General features: G+C 72.4%; 17 protein-coding genes. 8 read left to right on the top strand and 9 right to left on the bottom strand.

What is annotated here, in order from left to right:
• The first annotated feature begins 25 nt into the window (after positions 1-25).
• The 6 genes from PV342_RS19740 to PV342_RS19715 all read left to right on the top strand — a co-directional run bounded on the left by PV342_RS19740 (position 26) and on the right by PV342_RS19715 (position 7,331).
• Positions 26-1,237 (top strand): carboxylate--amine ligase, encoded by a 1,212-nt coding sequence (locus tag PV342_RS19740; protein WP_500318096.1) that lies wholly within the window; start codon positions 26-28, stop codon positions 1,235-1,237.
• Positions 1,234-2,442: an FAD-dependent oxidoreductase gene (locus PV342_RS19735; protein WP_500318094.1), complete on the top strand. Its 1,209-nt coding sequence runs from the start codon at positions 1,234-1,236 to the stop codon at positions 2,440-2,442. The genes PV342_RS19740 and PV342_RS19735 overlap by 4 nt, the downstream gene beginning before the upstream one ends.
• 440 nt (positions 2,443-2,882) lie before the next feature.
• Complete coding sequence (locus PV342_RS19730) at positions 2,883-3,869, top strand: polyprenyl synthetase family protein (RefSeq protein WP_037731593.1); 987 nt, start codon at positions 2,883-2,885, stop codon at positions 3,867-3,869.
• 287 nt (positions 3,870-4,156) lie between these two features.
• Positions 4,157-5,422, top strand: a complete 1,266-nt coding sequence (locus tag PV342_RS19725) for a LolA family protein (protein WP_400804348.1) — start codon at positions 4,157-4,159, stop codon at positions 5,420-5,422.
• Between the two features lie 39 nt (positions 5,423-5,461).
• Positions 5,462-6,472 (top strand): ABC transporter ATP-binding protein, encoded by a 1,011-nt coding sequence (locus PV342_RS19720; protein ID WP_500318092.1) that lies wholly within the window; start codon positions 5,462-5,464, stop codon positions 6,470-6,472.
• Positions 6,459-7,331, top strand: coding sequence for an ABC transporter permease (locus PV342_RS19715; protein ID WP_400804353.1), 873 nt, complete (start codon positions 6,459-6,461; stop codon positions 7,329-7,331). The genes PV342_RS19720 and PV342_RS19715 overlap by 14 nt, the downstream gene beginning before the upstream one ends.
• Before the next feature lie 10 nt (positions 7,332-7,341).
• Here PV342_RS19715 and PV342_RS19710 read toward each other — a convergent pair whose 3' ends face one another.
• Both PV342_RS19710 and PV342_RS19705 read right to left on the bottom strand, forming a co-directional pair.
• On the bottom strand, positions 7,342-7,899 hold the full coding sequence (locus PV342_RS19710) for a flavodoxin family protein (protein WP_500318090.1): 558 nt from the start codon (positions 7,897-7,899) through the stop codon (positions 7,342-7,344).
• 89 nt (positions 7,900-7,988) lie between these two features.
• The gene (locus PV342_RS19705) at positions 7,989-8,438 is read right to left on the bottom strand and encodes a VOC family protein (protein ID WP_500318088.1); all 450 of its coding nucleotides are present in this window, start codon (positions 8,436-8,438) and stop codon (positions 7,989-7,991) included.
• A 65-nt stretch (positions 8,439-8,503) separates the two neighbouring features.
• On the opposite strand from PV342_RS19705, the gene PV342_RS19700 reads away from it, so the two are divergent.
• Entirely contained in the window at positions 8,504-9,118 is a 615-nt protein-coding gene (locus PV342_RS19700; RefSeq protein WP_400804360.1) for a CGNR zinc finger domain-containing protein, read from the top strand.
• Between the two features lie 27 nt (positions 9,119-9,145).
• On the opposite strand, the gene rarD is transcribed toward PV342_RS19700, so the two are convergent.
• The gene (gene rarD, locus PV342_RS19695) at positions 9,146-10,090 is read right to left on the bottom strand and encodes an EamA family transporter RarD (protein ID WP_500318086.1); all 945 of its coding nucleotides are present in this window, start codon (positions 10,088-10,090) and stop codon (positions 9,146-9,148) included.
• A 191-nt stretch (positions 10,091-10,281) separates the two neighbouring features.
• Complete coding sequence (locus PV342_RS19690) at positions 10,282-11,139, bottom strand: SDR family oxidoreductase (protein ID WP_500318085.1); 858 nt, start codon at positions 11,137-11,139, stop codon at positions 10,282-10,284.
• A gap of 105 nt (positions 11,140-11,244) precedes the next feature.
• On the opposite strand from PV342_RS19690, the gene PV342_RS19685 reads away from it, so the two are divergent.
• The gene (locus PV342_RS19685; protein WP_018558815.1) at positions 11,245-11,640 is read left to right on the top strand and encodes a winged helix-turn-helix transcriptional regulator; all 396 of its coding nucleotides are present in this window, start codon (positions 11,245-11,247) and stop codon (positions 11,638-11,640) included.
• Positions 11,641-11,686: 46 nt separating this feature from the next.
• Here PV342_RS19685 and PV342_RS19680 read toward each other — a convergent pair whose 3' ends face one another.
• The 5 genes from PV342_RS19680 to PV342_RS19660 all read right to left on the bottom strand — a co-directional run bounded on the left by PV342_RS19680 (position 11,687) and on the right by PV342_RS19660 (position 18,527).
• Positions 11,687-12,772, bottom strand: a complete 1,086-nt coding sequence (locus PV342_RS19680) for a 2-oxoacid:ferredoxin oxidoreductase subunit beta (RefSeq protein WP_386991303.1) — start codon at positions 12,770-12,772, stop codon at positions 11,687-11,689.
• Positions 12,765-14,690 (bottom strand): 2-oxoacid:acceptor oxidoreductase subunit alpha, encoded by a 1,926-nt coding sequence (locus PV342_RS19675; RefSeq protein ID WP_500318083.1) that lies wholly within the window; start codon positions 14,688-14,690, stop codon positions 12,765-12,767. The genes PV342_RS19680 and PV342_RS19675 overlap by 8 nt, the downstream gene beginning before the upstream one ends.
• A gap of 258 nt (positions 14,691-14,948) precedes the next feature.
• Positions 14,949-15,608 carry a response regulator transcription factor gene (locus tag PV342_RS19670; protein ID WP_026250958.1) on the bottom strand — a complete coding sequence of 220 codons (660 nt, stop codon included), beginning with the start codon at positions 15,606-15,608 and terminating at the stop codon, positions 14,949-14,951.
• Between the two features lie 213 nt (positions 15,609-15,821).
• Positions 15,822-17,135 (bottom strand): sensor histidine kinase, encoded by a 1,314-nt coding sequence (locus tag PV342_RS19665; RefSeq protein ID WP_361007646.1) that lies wholly within the window; start codon positions 17,133-17,135, stop codon positions 15,822-15,824.
• Between the two features lie 228 nt (positions 17,136-17,363).
• Positions 17,364-18,527, bottom strand: coding sequence for a sensor histidine kinase (locus PV342_RS19660; protein WP_329186261.1), 1,164 nt, complete (start codon positions 18,525-18,527; stop codon positions 17,364-17,366).
• Between the last annotated feature and the right edge of the window lie 19 nt (positions 18,528-18,546).

Raw genomic sequence — 18,546 nt, 5'->3', positions numbered from 1 at the left:
CGACCCTGCAGTGCCGGGACTGATCGTGAAGATCGGAAACTATCCGCTGCACCATGGCGGCGTGGGGGCGATCCGCAGTCTGGGGAGGCTCGGGGTCCCCATGTACGCCGTCACCGAGGACCGGCACACACCCGCCGCGGCCTCCCGCTACCTGCGCGGTCGCTTCGTCTGGCCGACCACCGGACTGGAGCCCGCGGAGCGCCTGGTCGAGGGGCTGCGCCGGATAGGCCACCGGATCGGGCGCCCCACGGTGCTCATCCCGACCGACGAGGAGGCGGCCGTGCTCATCGCCGAGCACGCCGCCGAACTGGAGGGCCTCTTCCTCTTCCCGCGCACCGACGACCCCGGGCTGTCCCGGCGCCTGGCCAGCAAGCAGGGCCTGCACGAGCTGTGCGTCCGGCACGGGGTGCCGACCCCGCGGTCGGCCTTCCCCGACTCGCCGGAGGAGGTCGAGAAGTTCGCGGCGGACGCTCGCTTCCCGGTCGTCGCCAAGAACCGGGAGGCCTTCGAGCGGCGCCGCACACCCGCCGTGCCCGGCACCACCCGTATCGACGACGCGGAGGAGCTGCTGGCCCTGGCCCGCGGCTGGGGACCGAGGCCCGGCGTGATCCTGCAGGAGTACCTGCCGCGCGAGGAGGTCGAGGACTGGATCGTCCACGCCTACTTCGGGCCCGGCGGGACGGAGCCCGTGCTCTTCACCGGCGTCAAGGTGCGTTCCTGGCCGCCGCACGCCGGGATGACGGCCTGCGCCTATGTGGTGGCCAATCCGGAACTTGCCGCAATGGCCCGCCGTTTCTGCGCGGCCATCGGATTCCGGGGCATCGCCGACCTCGACTGGCGCTACGACCGCCGCGACGGCCGCTACAAACTGCTCGACTTCAATCCCCGCATGGGCGCCCAGTTCCGGCTCTTCGAATCCGAGGCCGGGATCGACGTCGTCCGCGCGCAGCACCTCGACCTGACGGGGCGGGAGATCCCCCGGGCAGGGCAGCCGGAGGGCCGGCGCTTCGTCGTGGAGAACATCGACCTGCCCGCCCTCCTGGCCTACCGCCGCAGCGGTTACACCACGCCCCACGCCCCCGCCCGCGCCGGCCGCACCGAGCTGGCCTGGCTGGCCGCCGACGACCTGGGGCCGTTCGTCACCATGCTCGCCCGCTTCGTACGGCCGGGCGCCCGGCACCTGATGCAGATGTACCGGTCGCGACGTCGAACCGCGATGCGAAGGGAACACCCATGACGACGCCCGTTGCCGTGATCGGCGCCGGCCCCTACGGACTGTCCACCGCCGCACACCTGCGCGAACGGGGCGTCCCCGTACGCACCTTCGGCGACCCCATGGTCAGCTGGCGGGAGAACATGCCCTCCGCCATGGTGCTGAAGTCCACCCCCGCCGCCTCCGACATCTCCGCCGCCCGGCCGGGGCACACCCTGCGCGACTTCTGCCTGGACGCCGGGGAGCGGCCGCTGGTCACCGACTGGGACCTCGTCCCCGCCGAGACCTTCGTCCGCTACGGCCACTGGTTCCAGCAGCGGCTCGTGCCCGATCTGGAGCAGGTCAGGGTGGTGTCCGTGGACCGGGCCGGCGGCGGGGGCTTCGAGCTCAAGCTGGACTCCGGCGAGCAGTTCCGGGCCCGGGCGGTCGTCGTCGCCAGCGGGCTGCACGGCTTCGCGCACACGCCCGACGTGCTGCGCCGCGTCACCCCCGACGGGCCGTCCGCGGCCGGGCCCGTCTCCCACAGCTCCCAGCACACCGACCCGGGCCGGCTCGCCGGACGCGCGGTGGTGGTCGTCGGCGCAGGGCAGTCGGCCCTGGAGAGCGCGGCGCTGCTCGCCGAGGCGGGCGCCACCGTACGGCTGCTGGCCCGCGGACGGCGCGCCGTGGGTTTCGGAGCCCCGCCGGACCGGCAGCCGCGCCTGCGGCCCGAGTCGCCCTTCGGGCGGGCCTGGTCCCTGTACGCCTTCAGCCACCACGCCGGGTACTTCCGCGGCCTGCCCGCGCCCCTGCGGCTCTACCTCGTACGCCGCGTACTGGGCCCGCTGGGCGCATGGTGGCTGCGTGAGCGCTTCGAGGGCAAGGTCGCCGTCAGCGAGGGCCACACGCTGCGCAGCGCCCGCCTGGACGAGGACGGCAAGGTCGTGCTGTCCACCGCCGCGCCCGGTGGCCGCGCGGCCGAGTTCCGCGCCGACCACGTGATGGCCGCCACCGGCTACCGCGTCGACCTGGAGGCGCTGGAATTCCTCGGCCCCGAGCTGCGCGCCGAACTGGCCCGTACCGGCGGCTCACCCCGGCTGGGCGCCGACTTCGGTTCCTCCGTCCCGGGGATGTATTTCACCGGTCTGCCCGCCGCGGCCACCTTCGGGCCGGTGCTGCGCTTCGTGTGCGGTACGGAGTGGGCCTCGCCGCGACTGGCGGCGGCGGTGGCGAAGGCGTACGGGCGCTAGGCGCGTTCCGGCGCACGGCCATCCACGGCGCGGCGCCCCGCACTTGGCGGGGGCCGCGCCGTTCGCCGTGCGCGCCGGGGGCCCGCGGCGGTCGGGCATGGGGGGCGGCTCTCGGGGAAGGAGTGACAAGGGCGCGGGTTCCTCGCGGAGGCGGCCGCGGTGCCTCGTCAGGGGACGTGCGGGGCGGCGGTGGTCCCCGTGGACGGGCGGAAAGCCGGTGTGGGCCGGGCTCGGGCCGGTCGCGGGCCGGGAAAGTCCGGCCGCACACGCGGGCAAAACCGGGCGTAGTGGCCCGAGGGGGCCATGCCCTCGCAGTGATCGAGAGGCGACCGGTTACGCTGCCGGTGTAGTACAGCGCCACGCCGCAAGCCGCAGAAGCGATCTCAGCGACAGGAGAATCCCAGGTGACGACCGTCGTCGGGCCCTTCGGGCTGAGCGTAATGGATGAGGACCTCGAGTCCGGGATCCGGGCCGGGCTGTCCGCCGTCGAGGAAGGCCTCATGGAGGCCACCAAGAGCGATGTGCGGTTCATCACGGAGGCGGCCCGGCACCTCGTGCACGCGGGCGGGAAGCGGTTCCGTCCCCTGCTGGTGCTGCTGGCAGCCCAGTTCGGCGATCCGCATGCGCCCGGCATCGTGCCGTCGGCCGTGGTGGTGGAGCTGACGCACCTGGCCACGCTGTACCACGACGACGTCATGGACGAGGCCGAGGTGCGGCGCGGCGTGCCGAGCGCCAACGCCCGCTGGGACAACTCGGTGGCCGTGCTGACCGGCGACTTCCTCTTCTCCAAGGCCTCGCACATACTGGCCGACCTCGGGCCGGAGGCCGTACGCATCCAGGCCGAGGCCTTCGAGCGGCTGGTCACCGGGCAGATCCTGGAGACCGTCGGCCCGCGCGACGGGCGCGACCCGATCGACCACTACCTGGAAGTCATCGCCGGCAAGACGAGCTCGCTGATCGCCGTCTCGTGCCGCTTCGGCGCGATGATGTCGGGCGCCGAGGAGAGCGTCGTCGACATCGTCACCCAGTACGGGGAGCGCATCGGTACGGCCTTCCAGCTCGCCGACGACGTGCTGGACATCGCCAGCGACTCGCACGAGTCCGGCAAGACCCCCGGCACGGACCTGCGGGAGGGCGTGCCGACCCTGCCGGTGCTGCACCTGCGTACGGCCGTGGACAAGGCGGGCGGCTTCGCCTCCGCGGACGACCGGCGGCTGTGCGAACTGCTGGACGGCGATCTGACGGACGACCGGCGGCACGCCGAGGCTCTGGCGCTGCTGCGCGCCCACCCGGCGCTGGCTCAGGCCCGGCGCGACACCGTGCGCTATGCGGACGAGGCGCGGGCCCTGCTGGCACCGCTGCCCGACTGCGCCGCCAAGCAGGCCCTGGAGGGCCTCTGCGACGCGGTGGTGCACCGCGCGGGCTAGCCCAGAGCCAGGGCCGCGTTCCCGGCGCCCACGCCGCCTCTGCGGCCCGCGCGGTCCGTCCGACCTGTGCGGCCACGGGGGTGCGGGACGCCTTCTGCCCTGAGCTGGCGTCAGGGGACGTCATCCCAGAGGCGTACGCCGAGTTGATCCCGTCGGGCGATGCGCCCGAGGGGCCGTGTTGATGGGATAAGAGGCACCACCACACGGCGGATCGGGTGACAATGGCCCGAGGTGGACGATTGCGACGCTGACGGGAACCCGCCGTTGACAACGGAGGTAGGGACGTAATGGCACCCATCCAGCCCATGGACGACGACCGGGAGCCCCGGCGGCGGGCCAAGGCGATACGTTACGCGGTCCCGGTGGCGGCCGCGGGGGTCGCCGCGGCGACCATCGGCCTCGTACCGGCGCTCGCGAGCGTGGGCAGCCCCGATCTGCCCAAGATCACGGCCGAGGAGCTGATCGCGAAGGTCGCGGCCTCGGACACCGAGACGGTCTCCGGCTCGGTCCGCATCAGCACGGACTTCGGCCTGCCGGCCCTGCTGACCGGCGCCACGGGCTCCGGCGGGCCGTTCGGCGGCGGTGCGGGCGGCCGTGGTGACTCCTCGGCCGATCCGAAGGAGCAGCTGACCGAGCTGCTGGCCGGCTCCCACACCCTGCGCGTCGCGGCCGACGGCCCGCAGCGGCAGAAGGTGTCGATCGTGCGGAACGCCGCGGAGTACAGCCTCATCCACAACGGCGACGAGGTCTGGGCCTACGACAGCGGCAGCAACCAGGCCTACCACCTGACCGGCCTCCCGCAGGAGGCTCAGGGCAAGGACGGGGCCAAGAGCGGGCACGAAGCGCCCGAGGGCTGGCCGGCCACCCCGCAGGAGGCCGCGAAGAAGGTCCTCGACGCGGCGGACGACAGCTCCACCGTCACGGTGGACGGCACCGCGCGCATCGCCGGGCGCGACGCCTACCAGCTGGTGGTCACGCCCAAGGCCACGGACTCCACCGTCGGGTCGATCCGGATCGGCGTCGACGCCGCCACCGGTGTGCCGCTGAAGTTCACCCTCGCCCCGAGGGGCGGCGGCAAGGCCATCGTCGACGTCGCCTTCACCAAGGTCGACTTTTCCCGGCCCGCCGCCTCGACCTTCGACTTCACCCCGCCCAAGGGCGCCGAGGTGACGACGGAGAAGGCCGGCGAGAAAGCGGACGCGAAGACCGGGCGGGAGGCCCGCGGGGCGCGCGAGGAGTTCGGTGACCTCGGCGGCCCGGACGCTCTGGAAGGCCTTGACGTCCTCGGCAAGGGCTGGGACTCGATCGCCGAGCTGAAGCTGCCCCCGGAGGCGCTGAACGCGTCCCCGTCCGAGGGCGGCGGCAAGGCGCCCGGTCTCGGCGGTCAGGGGCTGCTCGGCACCTTCGGCAAGGAGGTCAAGGGCGACTTCGGCACCGGCACGGTGGTCAGCACCCGCCTGGTGAACGCCCTGGTCACCGACAGCGGCAAGGTCTACGTGGGCACCGTGACCCAGGACGCCCTGATCAAGGCCGCGGACGCGGCCGCACGGTAAGGCGCGGAGCAGGACACGTCACCGAGCGAAGGAGCGCCGATGGGGGAGCCGTCCGCGCAGACCGGTGAGCACGCGACCGGTGAGCACGTGAGCGGTGAGCACGTGAGCGGTGAGCACGCGATCTCCACGAGCGGGCTCACCAAGCGGTACCGCGGTGGACAGCTCGCCGTCGACGGCCTTGACCTGGCCGTCCCCCGCGGCAGCGTCTTCGGCTTCCTGGGGCCCAACGGCTCCGGGAAGACGACGACGATCCGCATGCTCATGGGGCTCATCGCCCCGACCTCCGGCACGGCACGGGTGCTTGGCGAGCCCATGCCGCGCGCGGTGCGCAGCGTCCTGCCGCGCGTGGGCGCGCTGATCGAGGGCCCGGCCCTCTACGGCTTCCTCTCCGGCCGTGACAACCTGCTGCGCTTCGACGCGGCCGATCCGACCGCCGTGCCCCGCACCCGCGGGGTACGGGTCGACACGGCGCTGGAGAGGGTGGGCCTGGCCGCCGCCGCGGGCAAGAAGGCGCGCGCCTACTCGCTCGGCATGAAGCAGCGGCTCGGTCTGGCGGCCGCGCTGCTGCGCCCACGCGAGCTGCTGGTGCTGGACGAGCCCACCAACGGCCTGGACCCACAGGGCATGCGGGAGATCCGCTCGCTGGTCCGGGAGCTGGCGGCGGACGGCACCACGGTCTTCCTCTCCTCCCACCTCCTCGACGAGATCGAACAGGTCTGCACCCACGCCGCGGTGATGTCCCGCGGCAGGCTGATCACCCAGGGCCCGGTGGAGGCGCTGTCCTCTGCCGGGCGCCTGGTGGTCACCACACCCGACCCCGCCGAGGCGGTACGGGTGCTGAAGGAGCAGGGGGTCACCGGTCTGGCCGCCGACGGCGACCGGGTCACCGGAGAGCTGCCGCAGGACCCCGCGGCGCTCCCCGAACTCGCCGACCTCAACGCCGCACTGGTCGCCGCCGGAGTCCGCGTCCGCGGCTTCGGCGTCGAACGGGCGTCACTTGAGGACGCGTTCGTCGCGCTGACCGGAGAGGGCTTCGATGTCGCAGGCTGACACCCTGACCAGGTCGCTGTGGCCGATCCGCTCGCTGGGGCTGTTCCGCAGCGAACTGGTGACCGTGCTGCGCCGCTGGCGCACCCTCGCCCTGCTGGCCGTCCTGGCCGGGGTCCCGGTGCTCATCGGGGTCGCGGTGCGGATCGAGACCGGTGACGGCGGCTCGGCCGGTGGCGGCGGCGGGGGCGGCCCGGCCTTCGTCGCGCTGATCACCAACAACGGTCTCTTCCTGGTCTTCGCCTCGCTCGCCGCGACGCTGCCCTTCTTCCTCCCCATGGCGATCGGTGTCGTGGCCGGCGACGCCGTCGCCGGCGAGGCCAACGCCGGCACCCTGCGCTATCTGCTGGTGGCCCCGGCCGGGCGCACCCGTCTGCTGGTCTCCAAATACGCCTCCGTCCTGGCCTTCTGCCTGATCGGCACCCTCGTGGTGGCCGTCTCGGCCCTGGTGACCGGCGCGTTGCTCTTCCCGCTCGGGGACGTCACCCTGCTGTCGGGTACGACCGTCCCCTTCTCCGAGGGACTGCTGCGCGCCCTGCTGGTCGCCCTGGTCGTGGCGGCCTCGCTCACCGGCATCGCCGCGCTGGGCCTGTTCATCTCCACGCTCACCAACAGCGGCATCGCCGCCATGGCGACGACCGTGGGGCTGCTGATCACCGTGCAGATCGTCGACACCATCCCCCAACTGCACGCCGTGCAGCCCTACCTCTTCCCCCACTACTGGCTGAGCTTCGCCGACCTGGTCCGCGACCCCGTCTACTGGGACGAGATGCGCAGCAACTTCCAGCTCCAGGCCCTCTACGTCGCCGTGTTCGGCTCCGCGGCCTGGGCCCGCTTCACCACCCGCGACATCCTGGCCTGACCCCCGCCGGTCAGCTGAAGAAGGCCTTCGCCCGGCCCAGTGCCGCCGTGTCCCGCAGGATGTCGCCAGGCCCGCTGCCGTAGCCCAGCAGCGCCCCGCCCCAGCGCATACCGGCGTAGTCGGCCGTGTGGCGCAGGGTCCCCACCAGCGGGGCCGCCGTCGCCGGGTCCTGGCCGCCGTGCACGGTCACCGACCACAGGGTCTTGCCCCGCATCCGCTCCAGGAAGTCCAGCCCCGGCACCCGCATCCAGCCGGACCAGAGGTCCAGGTAGAGCTTGGTGGCGGTCGAGACGCTGTACCAGTCCAGCGGTGAGACCACCACGATGTCGGTGGCCGCCAAGGTGGCCTCCAGGAGCCTCTCGGCGAGCCCCGACGACGCGGGACGGGGCCCCTCGCCCTCGTGCCGGCGGTCCTCGAAGAGCGGCCGCGCCAGATCCCCCAGCCGCAGCCAGCGCCGGTCCGTCGTCGGCGGAAGCTGCTCGGCGGCGCGGCGCGCCAACGTCTCGGTGTTGCCGTCGGCGCGGCTGCTTCCCACCAGGAAGAGGAACGACCGCTCTGAATCCGACACCCCGTCATCTCCTTGCGTATGCAATAATTGCGTATGCATGGAGATATTTTCATCGCGCCGCCACTGGCGTCAAGGTGAGCGCGGTAGGGCTACTCGACGTCGAACTCGTTCCCCTCCGGGTCGGCCATGGTGACCCAGGTGCCGGAGGGCTCCGCTATCCGCCGCAGCACCTTCGCGCCGAGCGATTCCAGCCGGGCCACCTCCTCTTCCAGCCGTCCGCCGCCCGGGTGGAGGTCGATGTGCAGCCGGTTCTTCGCCATCTTGGTCTCGGGCACCCGCTGGAAGAGGATGCGCCGTCCCAGTCCCGAGCCCTTCTCCTCGTCGTACGGGTCCTCGGGGTGCCGAACGGCCGCAAGGTCCCGCCAGGCCCTGCGGCCGGCCGCCTCCGTCAGGAGGTCCTCCGTGACGGCGCCGAACCCCAGCAACTTCTCGATCAGCACGCTGTGGTCCTCGAGCGTGTACTCCAGGACCTCCGCCCAAAAGGCGGCCTGCCGGTGCGGATCCGCCGCATCGATCACGAGTTTCCAGTGAACTGCCATGACGTGCCCCCTCGTTCGCGTCCCCGCCGACTCTCGGCCGGTGTGTAACCAGTTATATTGGTTACATGACGGAGCCCGCAATCGGTCTGGTCCTCCATTCATCCGAAGGAGTTGCCTACCGCTTCGACCCGGGAGCACTCGGCCTGGAACTGCTGCCCACCGGAGGCCCCGGCGCGTACGCCCGCCACGAAGTCCTCCACGAGCCCGCCGACCTGGCCCGTTGGGCGGCGTCGTCCCGGCTGCGCCCCGACGCCGGCGCCCTCGCCGTCTCCCCGGAGGACGTCGCCGTGGCCCGGTACCTGCGCGATGCCCTCTGGCACATCGCCGTCGCCCGCGTCCACGGCCAACCGCTGCCCGCCCCGGACCTCGTCGTCCTCAACGAGGCGGCCGCCTGGCGGCCCCCGGCGCTGCGTCTCGCCCCCGACGGGGGCCGCAGCTGGCGCACCCCGGTCACCGGCACCCAGGTCCTGGCGGCAGTCGCCCGGGACGCGGTGGAGCTCTTCTCCGGCCCGTACGCCGACCGCGTCCGGGAATGCTCCGCCCACGACTGCCGACTGGTCTTCGTGGACGTCTCACGCCCCGGCCGGCGCCGCTGGTGCTCCATGGAGCACTGCGGCAACCGCCACAAGGTCCGCGCCCACCGCTCCCGCGGCCACGCCCACGAGGCGCCGGAAGGCTAGCGCGCGCCGGTGGGCGGACGCCGCCGCTCAGCCGGTGACGGCCCCGCGCGGCGCCGCCTCGTCGGGCACCACCGCCGCGTCGCGCACCGCGATCCGGCCGCGCCGGGCGGCGCGCAGCGCGTCCCAGGTCAGCAGGGCCAGCGCGAGCCAGACGAGGGCGAAGCCCGCCCAGCGCTCCGCCGGCATCTCCTCGTGGAACCAGAGCAGTCCGAGGGCGAACTGGAAGACCGGCGCGAGGTACTGCAGCAGCCCCAGCATGCTCAGCGGGATGCGGATGGCCGCGGCGCCGAAGCAGACCAGCGGCACCGCGGTGACGACGCCGCACGCGGCGAGCAGGGAGGCGTGACCGGCCCCGTGCGAGGCGAAGGTGGTCTCCCCGCGGGTGCCGAGGAAGATGAGGTAGCCGAGCGCCGGCAGGAACTGGATCGCGGTCTCGGCCGCGAGCGACTCCAGGCCGCCCATGCCGACCTTCTTCTTGATGAAGCCGTACGTGGCGAAGGAGCAGGCCAGGGTGAGCGCGATCCAGGGCAGCCGCCCGTAGCCCAGGGTCAGCACCAGGACGGCGGCGGCGCCGACGCCCACGGCCGCCCACTGCGCGGGCCGCAGGCGCTCGTGCAGGACGAGGACGCCGAGGGCGATGGTGACGAGCGGGTTGATGAAGTAGCCCAGCGAGGTCTCGACGACGTGGCCGCTGTTGACACCCCAGATGTACAGGCCCCAGTTCACGGATATCACGGCCGCGGCCACGGCCAGCAGCCCGAGCCGCCGCGGCTGCCGCAGGAGCTCGGGGACCCAGGCCCAGCGGCGCATCACCAGCAGCACGACGGAGACGACGGCCAGCGACCAGACCATGCGGTGGGCCAGGATCTCGCCCGCGCCGGACGGTTCGAGGAGCGGCCAGTAGAGGGGGAAGAGCCCCCAGAGCCCGTAGGCGGCGAATCCGTACAGCAGACCGGCACGCTGCTCGTTCACTCGTTCCTCCCGGGGCGCTGGCCGACCGCTCGAAGGTAGCGTGCGGGGCGTTCTCCCGTCATCTGCGTATCGCATGACGGTCATGACACCTTCGTGGCGGGCGGGGAGGGCGCCGTGACGGGGCGGAACGGGCGGGGCCCCGCGGGCGGATCCTCTCCGCCGCGGGGCCCCGTCCCGGCGGGTGCCTCAGGTCAGCCCTTGAGCGCCGCCGCGATCGTGTCCGCGAGCGGGGTGGTGGGACGTCCGATCAGCCGGGCGAGGTCGCCGCTGCCGCCCTGGAGGAGGCCGCGGGAGACGCCGGCGACGTCCACGTCGACGTAGATCGCGGCCACCGGCTCGGGCAGCCCGGCGCCGGTCAGGACCGCCAGGAAGGCGTCGGCGGGCAGGTCGGTGTAGGCGACCGGCCGGCCGGACTGGTGCGCCAGCTCGGCGGCGTACTCGGCCATCGTCCAGGCCTCGTCCCCGCTGAGCTCGTACACCGCGTTCTCGTGCCCCTCGCCGGTCAGCACGGCCGCGGCGGCGTCCGCGTAGTCCTCGCGGCTCGCGGAGCCGATGCGGCCCTCGCCCGCGCTGCCGGCGACGCCGTGCTCCAGCTGGGTGGGGATCTGGGCGGTGTAGTTCTCGGTGTACCAGCCGTTGCGCAGCAGCGTGTAGGTCAGGCCGGAGTCCAGCAGGGCCTGCTCGGTGGCCTTGTGCTCGGCGGCGAGCAGGAAGTCGGCCGACGGGCCGCCGAGGACGCCGGTGTACGCGAGCCGTGCGACCGCCGCCTCCTTGGCGGCCTCGATCACGGCGGTGTGCTGGGCGACACGCTGCCCGACCTCGCTGCCCGAGATCAGCAGCACCACGTCGCCGGCCCGGAAGGCGCCCTTGAGGGTCTCGGGGGCGTTGTAGTCGGCCACCCGGAGCTCCACGCCCCGGGCGGCGAGGTCCGCGGCCTTGTCCGCGTCGCGTACGACGGCCACGATCTCCCCGGCCGGGACGCCGGCGAGGAGCCGGTCCACGACCAGACGGCCCAGCTGTCCGGTGGCTCCGGTGACGACGATGCTCATGAGGGGTTCACTCCAGTCCCTGTTGTCCCCGTTGGTGATGACTGAACTAACTCTAGGGCCGGTACTAACTTCTAGAAAGTACCCACTTTGAAGTAAGCTAGTGGCATGGACGTAAGGGAAGAGCCGGCCGGCCTGCTGCAGGCGCCCCCCGACGTGAACGCGCGCAACTGCCCCTCACGCGTGATCCTCGAACACGTCACCAGCCGCTGGGGTGTGTTGGTACTGGCCGCACTGATCGACGGCACCCTGCGCTTCAGCGAGCTGCGCCGCACGGTCGGTGGGGTCAGCGAGAAGATGCTCGCCCAGACCCTGCAGACCCTGGAGCGCGACGGCTTCGTGCACCGCGAGGCGCACCCTGTCATCCCGCCGCGCGTCGAGTACTCCCTCACGCCGCTCGGCAAGGAGGCCGCCGACCAGGTCTGGGCCCTGGCCCGCTGGAGCGAGGACCGCACCGGGCAGGTGATCGCCGCCCGCCGGACGTACGACGAGGCCCGGGCCTGATCGTGCGGCCCGGGCCCCGTACGGCGGCTGAGACGGGTGGCGCGGCTCAGCCCACGACCGTCCAGGTGTCGTTGCCGGCCAGCATGGCGGCGAGGTCGCCCTTGCCGTGCTGCTCGACGGCCTGCTCCAGCTGCTCGGACATCAGCGCGTCGTAGACCGGCCGTTCGACGCTGCGGAACACGCCGATCGGCGTGTGGTGCAGCGTGTCGGGGTCGGCGAGTCTGGACAGGGCGAAGGCCGTCGTGGGCGTCGCGGCGTGCGCGTCGTGCACCAGGACCTCGTCCTCGTTGGACGCGTCGACGTCGACGACCCGCAGATCGCCGGTCGCCCGGTCGCGCACGACGCCCTTGGCGTTGTCCGCGCCGAAGCGGATCGGCTCGCCGTGCTCCAGCCGGATCACCGCGTTCTCCGCCGAGGTCCGGTCCTTCAGCACCTCGAAGGCGCCGTCGTTGAAGATGTTGCAGTTCTGGTAGATCTCCACGAAGGCCGTGCCCGGGTGCGCGGCGGCCGCCCGCAGCACGCTCGTGAGGTGCTTGCGGTCGGAGTCGACGGTACGCGCCACGAACGAGGCCTCCGCGCCCAGCGCCAGCGAGACCGGGTTGAAGGGCGCGTCCAGCGAGCCCATCGGCGTCGACTTGGTGATCTTGCCGAGCTCGGAGGTCGGGCTGTACTGCCCCTTGGTCAGCCCGTAGATCCGGTTGTTGAAGAGCAGGATCTTGAGGTTGACGTTGCGCCGCAGCGAGTGGATCAGGTGGTTGCCGCCGATGGACAGCGCGTCGCCGTCTCCCGTGACGACCCACACCGACAGGTCGCGCCGCGAGGCGGCGAGCCCGGTCGCGATGGCCGGGGCGCGGCCGTGGATGGAGTGCATCCCGTAGGTGTTCATGTAGTACGGGAAGCGGGAGGAGCAGCCGATCCCCGAGACGAAGACGATGTTCTCCCGGGCCAGGCCCAGTTCGGGCATGAAGCCCTGCACCGCGGCGAGGATCGCGTAGTCACCGCAGCCGGGGCACCAGCGCACTTCCTGGTCCGACTTGAAGTCCTTCATGGACTGCTTGGCTTCGGCCTTGGGGACCAGGGACAGCGCCGGCAGCCCCGGCGTGCGGTGTTCGGCGGCAGGAGCCTCAGACATCTGCGCTCTCCTCCTGGATGGCGGCAGCGAGTTGCTCGGCCTTGAAGGGCAGGCCGGTGACCTGGGTGTGCGAGCGTGCGTCGACCAGGTACCTCGCCCGCAGCAGATGAGCGAGCTGGCCGAGGTTCATCTCCGGGACCACTACCTTCTGGTAACGCCCGAGGACCTCCCCGAGATTCCTCGGGAAGGGGTTCAGATGGCGCAGATGGGCCTGCGCGACCGCGCCCCCTGCGCCCCTGATGCGCCGTACAGCCGCCGTGATCGGACCGTACGTGGAGCCCCAGCCGATCACCAGGGTCCTCGCCTGCCCGTCTGGGTCGTCGACGACGACGTCGGGCACCTCGATGCCGTCGATCTTGGCCTGCCGGGTGCGCACCATCAGATCGTGGTTGGCCGGGTCGTACGAGATGTGCCCGGTGCCGTCCTGCTTCTCGATGCCGCCGATGCGGTGCTCGAGACCGGGGGTGCCCGGCACCGCCCAGGGGCGCGCCAGGGTCTCCGGGTCGCGCAGGTACGGCCAGAACTCCTCGGTGCCGTCCTCCGCCACGTGGTTGGGCGTCGTCGCGAACTGCACCCGAAGGTCGGGCAGCTCGTCCAGCTCGGGGACCCGCCACGGCTCGGAGCCGTTGGCGAGGTAGCCGTCGGAGAGCAGGAGGACGGGGGTGCGGTAGGTCAGCGCGATGCGGGCCGCCTCCAGCGCGGCCCCGAAGCAGTCGCCGGGGGTGCACGGCGCCACGATCGGGACCGGCGCCTCGCCGTTGCGCCCGTACATCGCCTGCAGCAGGTCGGCCTGCTCGGTCTTGGTCGGCAGGCCCGTCGAGGGCCCGCCGCGCTGGATGTCGACGACCAGCAGCGGCAGCTCCATGGAGACCGCGAGGCCGATGGTCTCGGACTTCAGCGCGACGCCCGGACCGGAGGTGGTGGTGACGGCCAGCGAGCCGCCGAAGGCCGCGCCGAGCGCGGCGCCGATGCCGGCGATCTCGTCCTCGGCCTGGAAGGTGCGCACACCGAAGTTCTTGTGCCTGCTCAGCTCGTGCAGGATGTCCGAGGCCGGGGTGATCGGGTACGAGCCCAGGAAGAGCGGCAGGTCCGCCTGGCGGCTCGCGGTGACCAGGCCGTACGACAGCGCCAGGTTCCCCGAGATGTTGCGGTAGGTGCCGGCCGGGAAGGCCGCCTCGGCCGGGGCCACCTCGTAGCTGACCGCGAAGTCCTCGGTCGTCTCGCCGAAGTTCCAGCCCGCGCGGAAGGCCGCCACGTTCGCCTCGGCCAGCTCGGGCTTCTTCGCGAACTTCTTGCGCAGGAAGTCCTCGGTGCCCTCGGTGGGACGGTGGTACATCCACGACAGCAGACCGAGCGCGAACATGTTCTTGCTGCGCTCGGCCTCCTTGCGGGTCAGCGGGAATTCCTTGAGCGCCTCGACCGTCAGGGTGGTCAGCGGCACCGGGTGCACCGCGTAGGCCGACAGCGAGCCGTCCTCCAGCGGCGAGACCGCGTAGCCGACCTTGCCCATCGCGCGGGAGGTGAACTCGTCCGTGTTGACGATGACCTCCGCGCCGCGCGGCAGGTCCGCGATGTTCGCCTTCAGTGCCGCCGGGTTCATCGCGACCAGGACGTTCGGGGCGTCACCCGGGGTGAGGATGTCGTGGTCGGCGAAGTGCAGCTGGAAGCTCGAGACGCCCGGCAGGGTGCCTGCCGGAGCCCGGATCTCGGCCGGGAAGTTCGGCAGGGTGGACAGATCGTTGCCGAACGACGCCGTTTCCGAGGTGAACCGGTCTCCCGTGAGCTGCATCCCGTCGCCGGAGTCCCCGGCGAAACGGATCACCACCCGATCGAGCTTCCTGGTCTCCTTGGCCGGTTTCCGCTGCTCACCCAGAACGGGGCGATCGGGGGTAGTCGGGCTGCTGACCTGGCTGGTCACTGAATCGGACCTCCTTCGAGGCGGCGGCTCACGACCGGGGCCGTGACCTTGTGTCCCACGCGCCATCGTACGTGGGTAAGGGTCGCCTTCCCGGGTCTTCCCGCATCGTGGGCGCCGCGCTGAGCTCCCTTTGTGCCCTGATGGGTCACGGTCACCGCCCCCCGGAGCCCGTGCTGCCTGCTTCCTCCATATGGGACGCCTCCCGGCGCCGCTCCGGTTCTGTGCCTCCGCGGGCTCCTCTGACGATACGTCAGAGGATCAGGAATTGAGGTACGTGAGCACGGCCAGGACACGCCGGTGATCACCCTCGCTGGGGGCCAGCCCCAGTTTGAGGAAGATGTTGCTGACGTGCTTCTCGACGGCGCCGTCGCTCACCACCAGCTGCTTGGCGATCGCGGAGTTCGTCCGGCCCTCCGCCATCAGTCCCAGCACCTCGCGCTCCCGCGGGGTGAGACCTGCCAGTACGTCCTGCTTGCGGCTGCGCCCCAGCAGCTGCGCCACCACCTCCGGGTCCAGGGCGGTACCGCCGCCCGCCACGCGGACGACCGCGTCGACGAACTCCCGCACATCGGCTACCCGGTCCTTGAGCAGATACCCGACCCCGCGGGAACTGCCGGCCAGCAGCTCGGTGGCGTACTGCTCCTCCACGTACTGCGACAGCACCAGCACGCCCAGCTGCGGATGGTCGCGGCGCAGCCGCACCGCGGCGCGCACGCCCTCGTCGGTGTGGGTCGGCGGCATCCGCACGTCGGCCACGACCACGTCGGGCACCGCGCCCTCGGCGGCGAGCTCGCCGATCACCTTCAGCAGGGCCTCGGCGTCGCCGACCCCGGCGACGACCTCGTGCCCGCGGTCGGTCAGCAGACGGGTCAGTCCCTCCCGCAGCAGCACCGAGTCCTCGGCGATGACCACGCGCACTCTGTCCTCCACCGCTACCGGCTCCCCCGTGTCGACGTCGACGTGTCCCTCCCCCCAGCATTCCAGCTTCCGGCGGCCGGCACACGACCTTGCCGCCGGGGTGGAGTGCGGGGGAGGGACGGAGGGGGGCGCCGTCAGCGTCCTCTCGGTAGTTTCCGGTCTTCTCTGTCCGCAGGGTCCCGCGGGCGTTCTCCAGCCGACGCCCTCGCGGGGTCAGGTACGCCAGGGCAATTCCGCCGCGACAGTGGTCGGGCCGCCGGCGGGGGAGTCCACCGCGAGGACGCCGTCCACCGCTCCCAGCCGCTCCGCGAGCCCGGCCAGACCCGAGCCGCGCACCGTGGACGCGCCGCCGCGCCCGTTGTCGACGACGTGGATCATCAGCCGGTCGCCGGAGCGCCACAGGTCGACCGTGGCGCGCGAGGCCCCGCTGTGCTTGCTGATGTTCTGCAGCAGCTCGGAGACGGTGAAGTACGCGATGCCCTCGATCGCCGGCACCGGCCGCCCCGGCAGGTCCACGCTCACCTGCACCGGCACGGTGCAGCGCGCCGCGAGCGAGGACAGGGCGGCGTCCAGGCCGCGGTCGGTGAGGACGGCCGGGTGGATGCCGCGGGCCAGGTCGCGCAGCTCCTGGAGGGCCAGCTTCACCTCGCCGTGTGCCTCCTCCACCATGGTGGCGGCCGCCTCGGGGTCCTCCTGGAGCTTCTCCTTGGCCAGGCCCAGGTCCATGGCGAGCGCCACGAGCCGCGCCTGCGCCCCGTCGTGCAGGTCGCGCTCGATGCGCCGCAGGTCGGCGGCGGCGGTGTCCACCACCGTGCCGCGGTCCGACTCCAGCTCCGTGACGCGGCTGGCCAGCCGTGACGGCCCCAGCAGCCCGGCGACCAGGCCCCGGTCCACGTACGCCATGCCCCGGATCAGCCAGGGGGTGACCAGGACGAGCAGCAGGCCCAGTACCGAGGTCATGGCCACCTCGAACGGCGAGTCCAGCCACCAGCCGTTGCCGTTCCCGTCCCCGTACAGCTGGAGTCCGGGCTGGTCGGTGTAGGCCGGGAAGACCCACTGCCACAGCGGGTACGTGAGGAGCCCCCAGCCGTAGGTGAAGAACGAGACGGCCACGGAGAAGGTGAACACGCCCCACGGGAAGTGCACGAAGAAGTACAGGATGTGCCGCCAGGAGGCGCCGCTGGTCAGCTGGCCGCCGAGCCACGACATGAAGCCCTGGCCGGGCCGCCGGCGCAGCGGCTCGGGCGCGGCCACGTCGATGCGCAGGCACTGGCGGGCCCGCTCGCGCTCCACGACGCCGAGCCCCCGGCACCCGGCCAGCATCAGGGCGAGGACGGGCAGCCCGAGGAAGGTGACCAGCAGCCCCGCGCCGAGCGACAGCATCGTCACGGTGAAGACGAAGCCGATGATGCCCATCGGCAGGTTCAGCAGCAGATACAGCAACTCGCGCCAGGTGCGGGCCTCGATCGGCGCGCGCAGCGCCGCGGGCAGCCGGTGCTCGCGCGGCTCCGGGAAACCGTATGCCATGGTCACGTCCGTCCTCTTCGTCGTCCCTCTGCGACCGCCTGTGTGCCTCCAGCCTCGTCCTCCGGGGCCTTCGCGCCCATGGTGCGGATAGGCGTCTTGGACCTGGGGAAAACCCCACCCCCGCGGTGCGGCCCTTCGGTGTCCCGAACCGTAGGCGAAGCCGGCACCCGGCGGCACGCGGGAAGGCCGGTGCCCTCCAGCGAGGGCACCGGCCTTCCCGTACGCGGTTCAGGCGCGGTCCCGCCAGGGCAGCTCGGCCGTCACCGTCGTCGGGCCGCCGGCCGGGGAGTCGACCACCAGCAGACCGTCCACCGAGTCCAGCCGCTCGGCCAGCCCGCCCAGACCGCTGCCGCCCGACGTGGTCGCCCCGCCCCGGCCGTCGTCGCGGACCTGGATCATCAGCCGGCCGTCGGAGCGCCACAGCTCGACGACGGCCCGGCGCGCCCCGCTGTGCTTGCTGATGTTCTGCAGCAGCTCGGAGACCGTGAAGTACGCGATGCCCTCGATAGCCGGCGCCGGCCGGCTCGCCAGGTCCACCTGGACCTGTACCGGCACCGTGCACCGGGCGGCCACCGAGGACAGGGCGGCGTCCAGGCCGCGGTCGGTGAGGACGGCCGGGTGGATGCCGCGGGCCAGGTCGCGCAGCTCCTGGAGGGCCAGCTTCACCTCGCCGTGGGCTTCGCCGACCATCCTCGCCGCAGCCTCCGGGTCCTCCTGGAGCTTCTCCTTGGCCAGGCCCAGGTCCATGGCGAGCGCCACGAGCCGCGCCTGCGCCCCGTCGTGCAGGTCGCGCTCGATGCGCCGCAGGTCGGCGGCGGCGGTGTCCACCACCGTGCCGCGGTCCGACTCCAGCTCGGCGATCCGCCGCTCCAGCTCGTCGGAGGGCGACAGCAGGCCGCGGACCATCGCGCGGTCGGCGTTGGCCAGCCCCCGCGCGATGAACGGCAGCACCGGCCACGCGACGAAGAGCGAGGTCAAGGCGATGGTGAAGGTCACGATCCCCCACGGCAGCCGGATGAAGAAGTACAGCGCGTGGCGCCACCCCACCGGGTCCTTCAGCGAGGTCCACAGCCAGGGGAAGAAGCCCATCCGCCCGGGGCTCAGCGAGCGGGGCTCGTCCACGGCCAATCCGAGCATGCCGCGCGCCCGTATCCGCTCCAGCCGCCCCAGCAGCCGGCACCCGGCCAGGCCCAGAGCCAGCACCGGCAGGCCGATCACCGTCACCGACAGCCCGACGCCGAGGTAGAGCACGACGGCGACGTAGACGAAGCCCGCGATGTCCATGGGCAGGTTCGCCAGGAGATACGCGATCTCCTTCCATGTCACGGCGTCGAAGGCGAAGCGCGCCGGCGGCAGCGGGGCGGCTTCCCCGCGCTGGGAGTTGATGGTCATGACCTCAAGCCTGCCGGGG

Source organism: Streptomyces sp. PA03-3a (assembly GCF_033792735.1).
In the GTDB taxonomy this organism is placed as follows: Bacteria; Actinomycetota; Actinomycetes; order Streptomycetales; family Streptomycetaceae; genus Actinacidiphila.
The sequence above is the reverse complement of the archived record's forward strand: the minus strand, read 5'-3'. Positions and strand labels throughout refer to the sequence as shown.

Excerpts from the sequence above, each read along its gene's own strand:
- PV342_RS19705 (WP_500318088.1), bottom strand. The coding sequence starts at position 8,438 with ATGGCAGTTCACTGGAAACTCGTGATCGATGCGGCGGATCCGCACCGG.
- PV342_RS19730 (WP_037731593.1), top strand. The coding sequence starts at position 2,883 with ATGGATGAGGACCTCGAGTCCGGGATCCGGGCCGGGCTGTCCGCCGTC.
- PV342_RS19685 (WP_018558815.1), top strand. The coding sequence starts at position 11,245 with ATGGACGTAAGGGAAGAGCCGGCCGGCCTGCTGCAGGCGCCCCCCGAC.
- PV342_RS19680 (WP_386991303.1), bottom strand. The coding sequence starts at position 12,772 with ATGTCTGAGGCTCCTGCCGCCGAACACCGCACGCCGGGGCTGCCGGCG.
- PV342_RS19715 (WP_400804353.1), top strand. The coding sequence starts at position 6,459 with ATGTCGCAGGCTGACACCCTGACCAGGTCGCTGTGGCCGATCCGCTCG.
- PV342_RS19700 (WP_400804360.1), top strand. The coding sequence starts at position 8,504 with ATGACGGAGCCCGCAATCGGTCTGGTCCTCCATTCATCCGAAGGAGTT.
- PV342_RS19725 (WP_400804348.1), top strand. The coding sequence starts at position 4,157 with ATGGCACCCATCCAGCCCATGGACGACGACCGGGAGCCCCGGCGGCGG.
- PV342_RS19720 (WP_500318092.1), top strand. The coding sequence starts at position 5,462 with ATGGGGGAGCCGTCCGCGCAGACCGGTGAGCACGCGACCGGTGAGCAC.
- PV342_RS19660 (WP_329186261.1), bottom strand. The coding sequence starts at position 18,527 with ATGACCATCAACTCCCAGCGCGGGGAAGCCGCCCCGCTGCCGCCGGCG.
- PV342_RS19690 (WP_500318085.1), bottom strand. The coding sequence starts at position 11,139 with ATGAGCATCGTCGTCACCGGAGCCACCGGACAGCTGGGCCGTCTGGTC.
- PV342_RS19665 (WP_361007646.1), bottom strand. The coding sequence starts at position 17,135 with ATGGCATACGGTTTCCCGGAGCCGCGCGAGCACCGGCTGCCCGCGGCG.
- PV342_RS19735 (WP_500318094.1), top strand. The coding sequence starts at position 1,234 with ATGACGACGCCCGTTGCCGTGATCGGCGCCGGCCCCTACGGACTGTCC.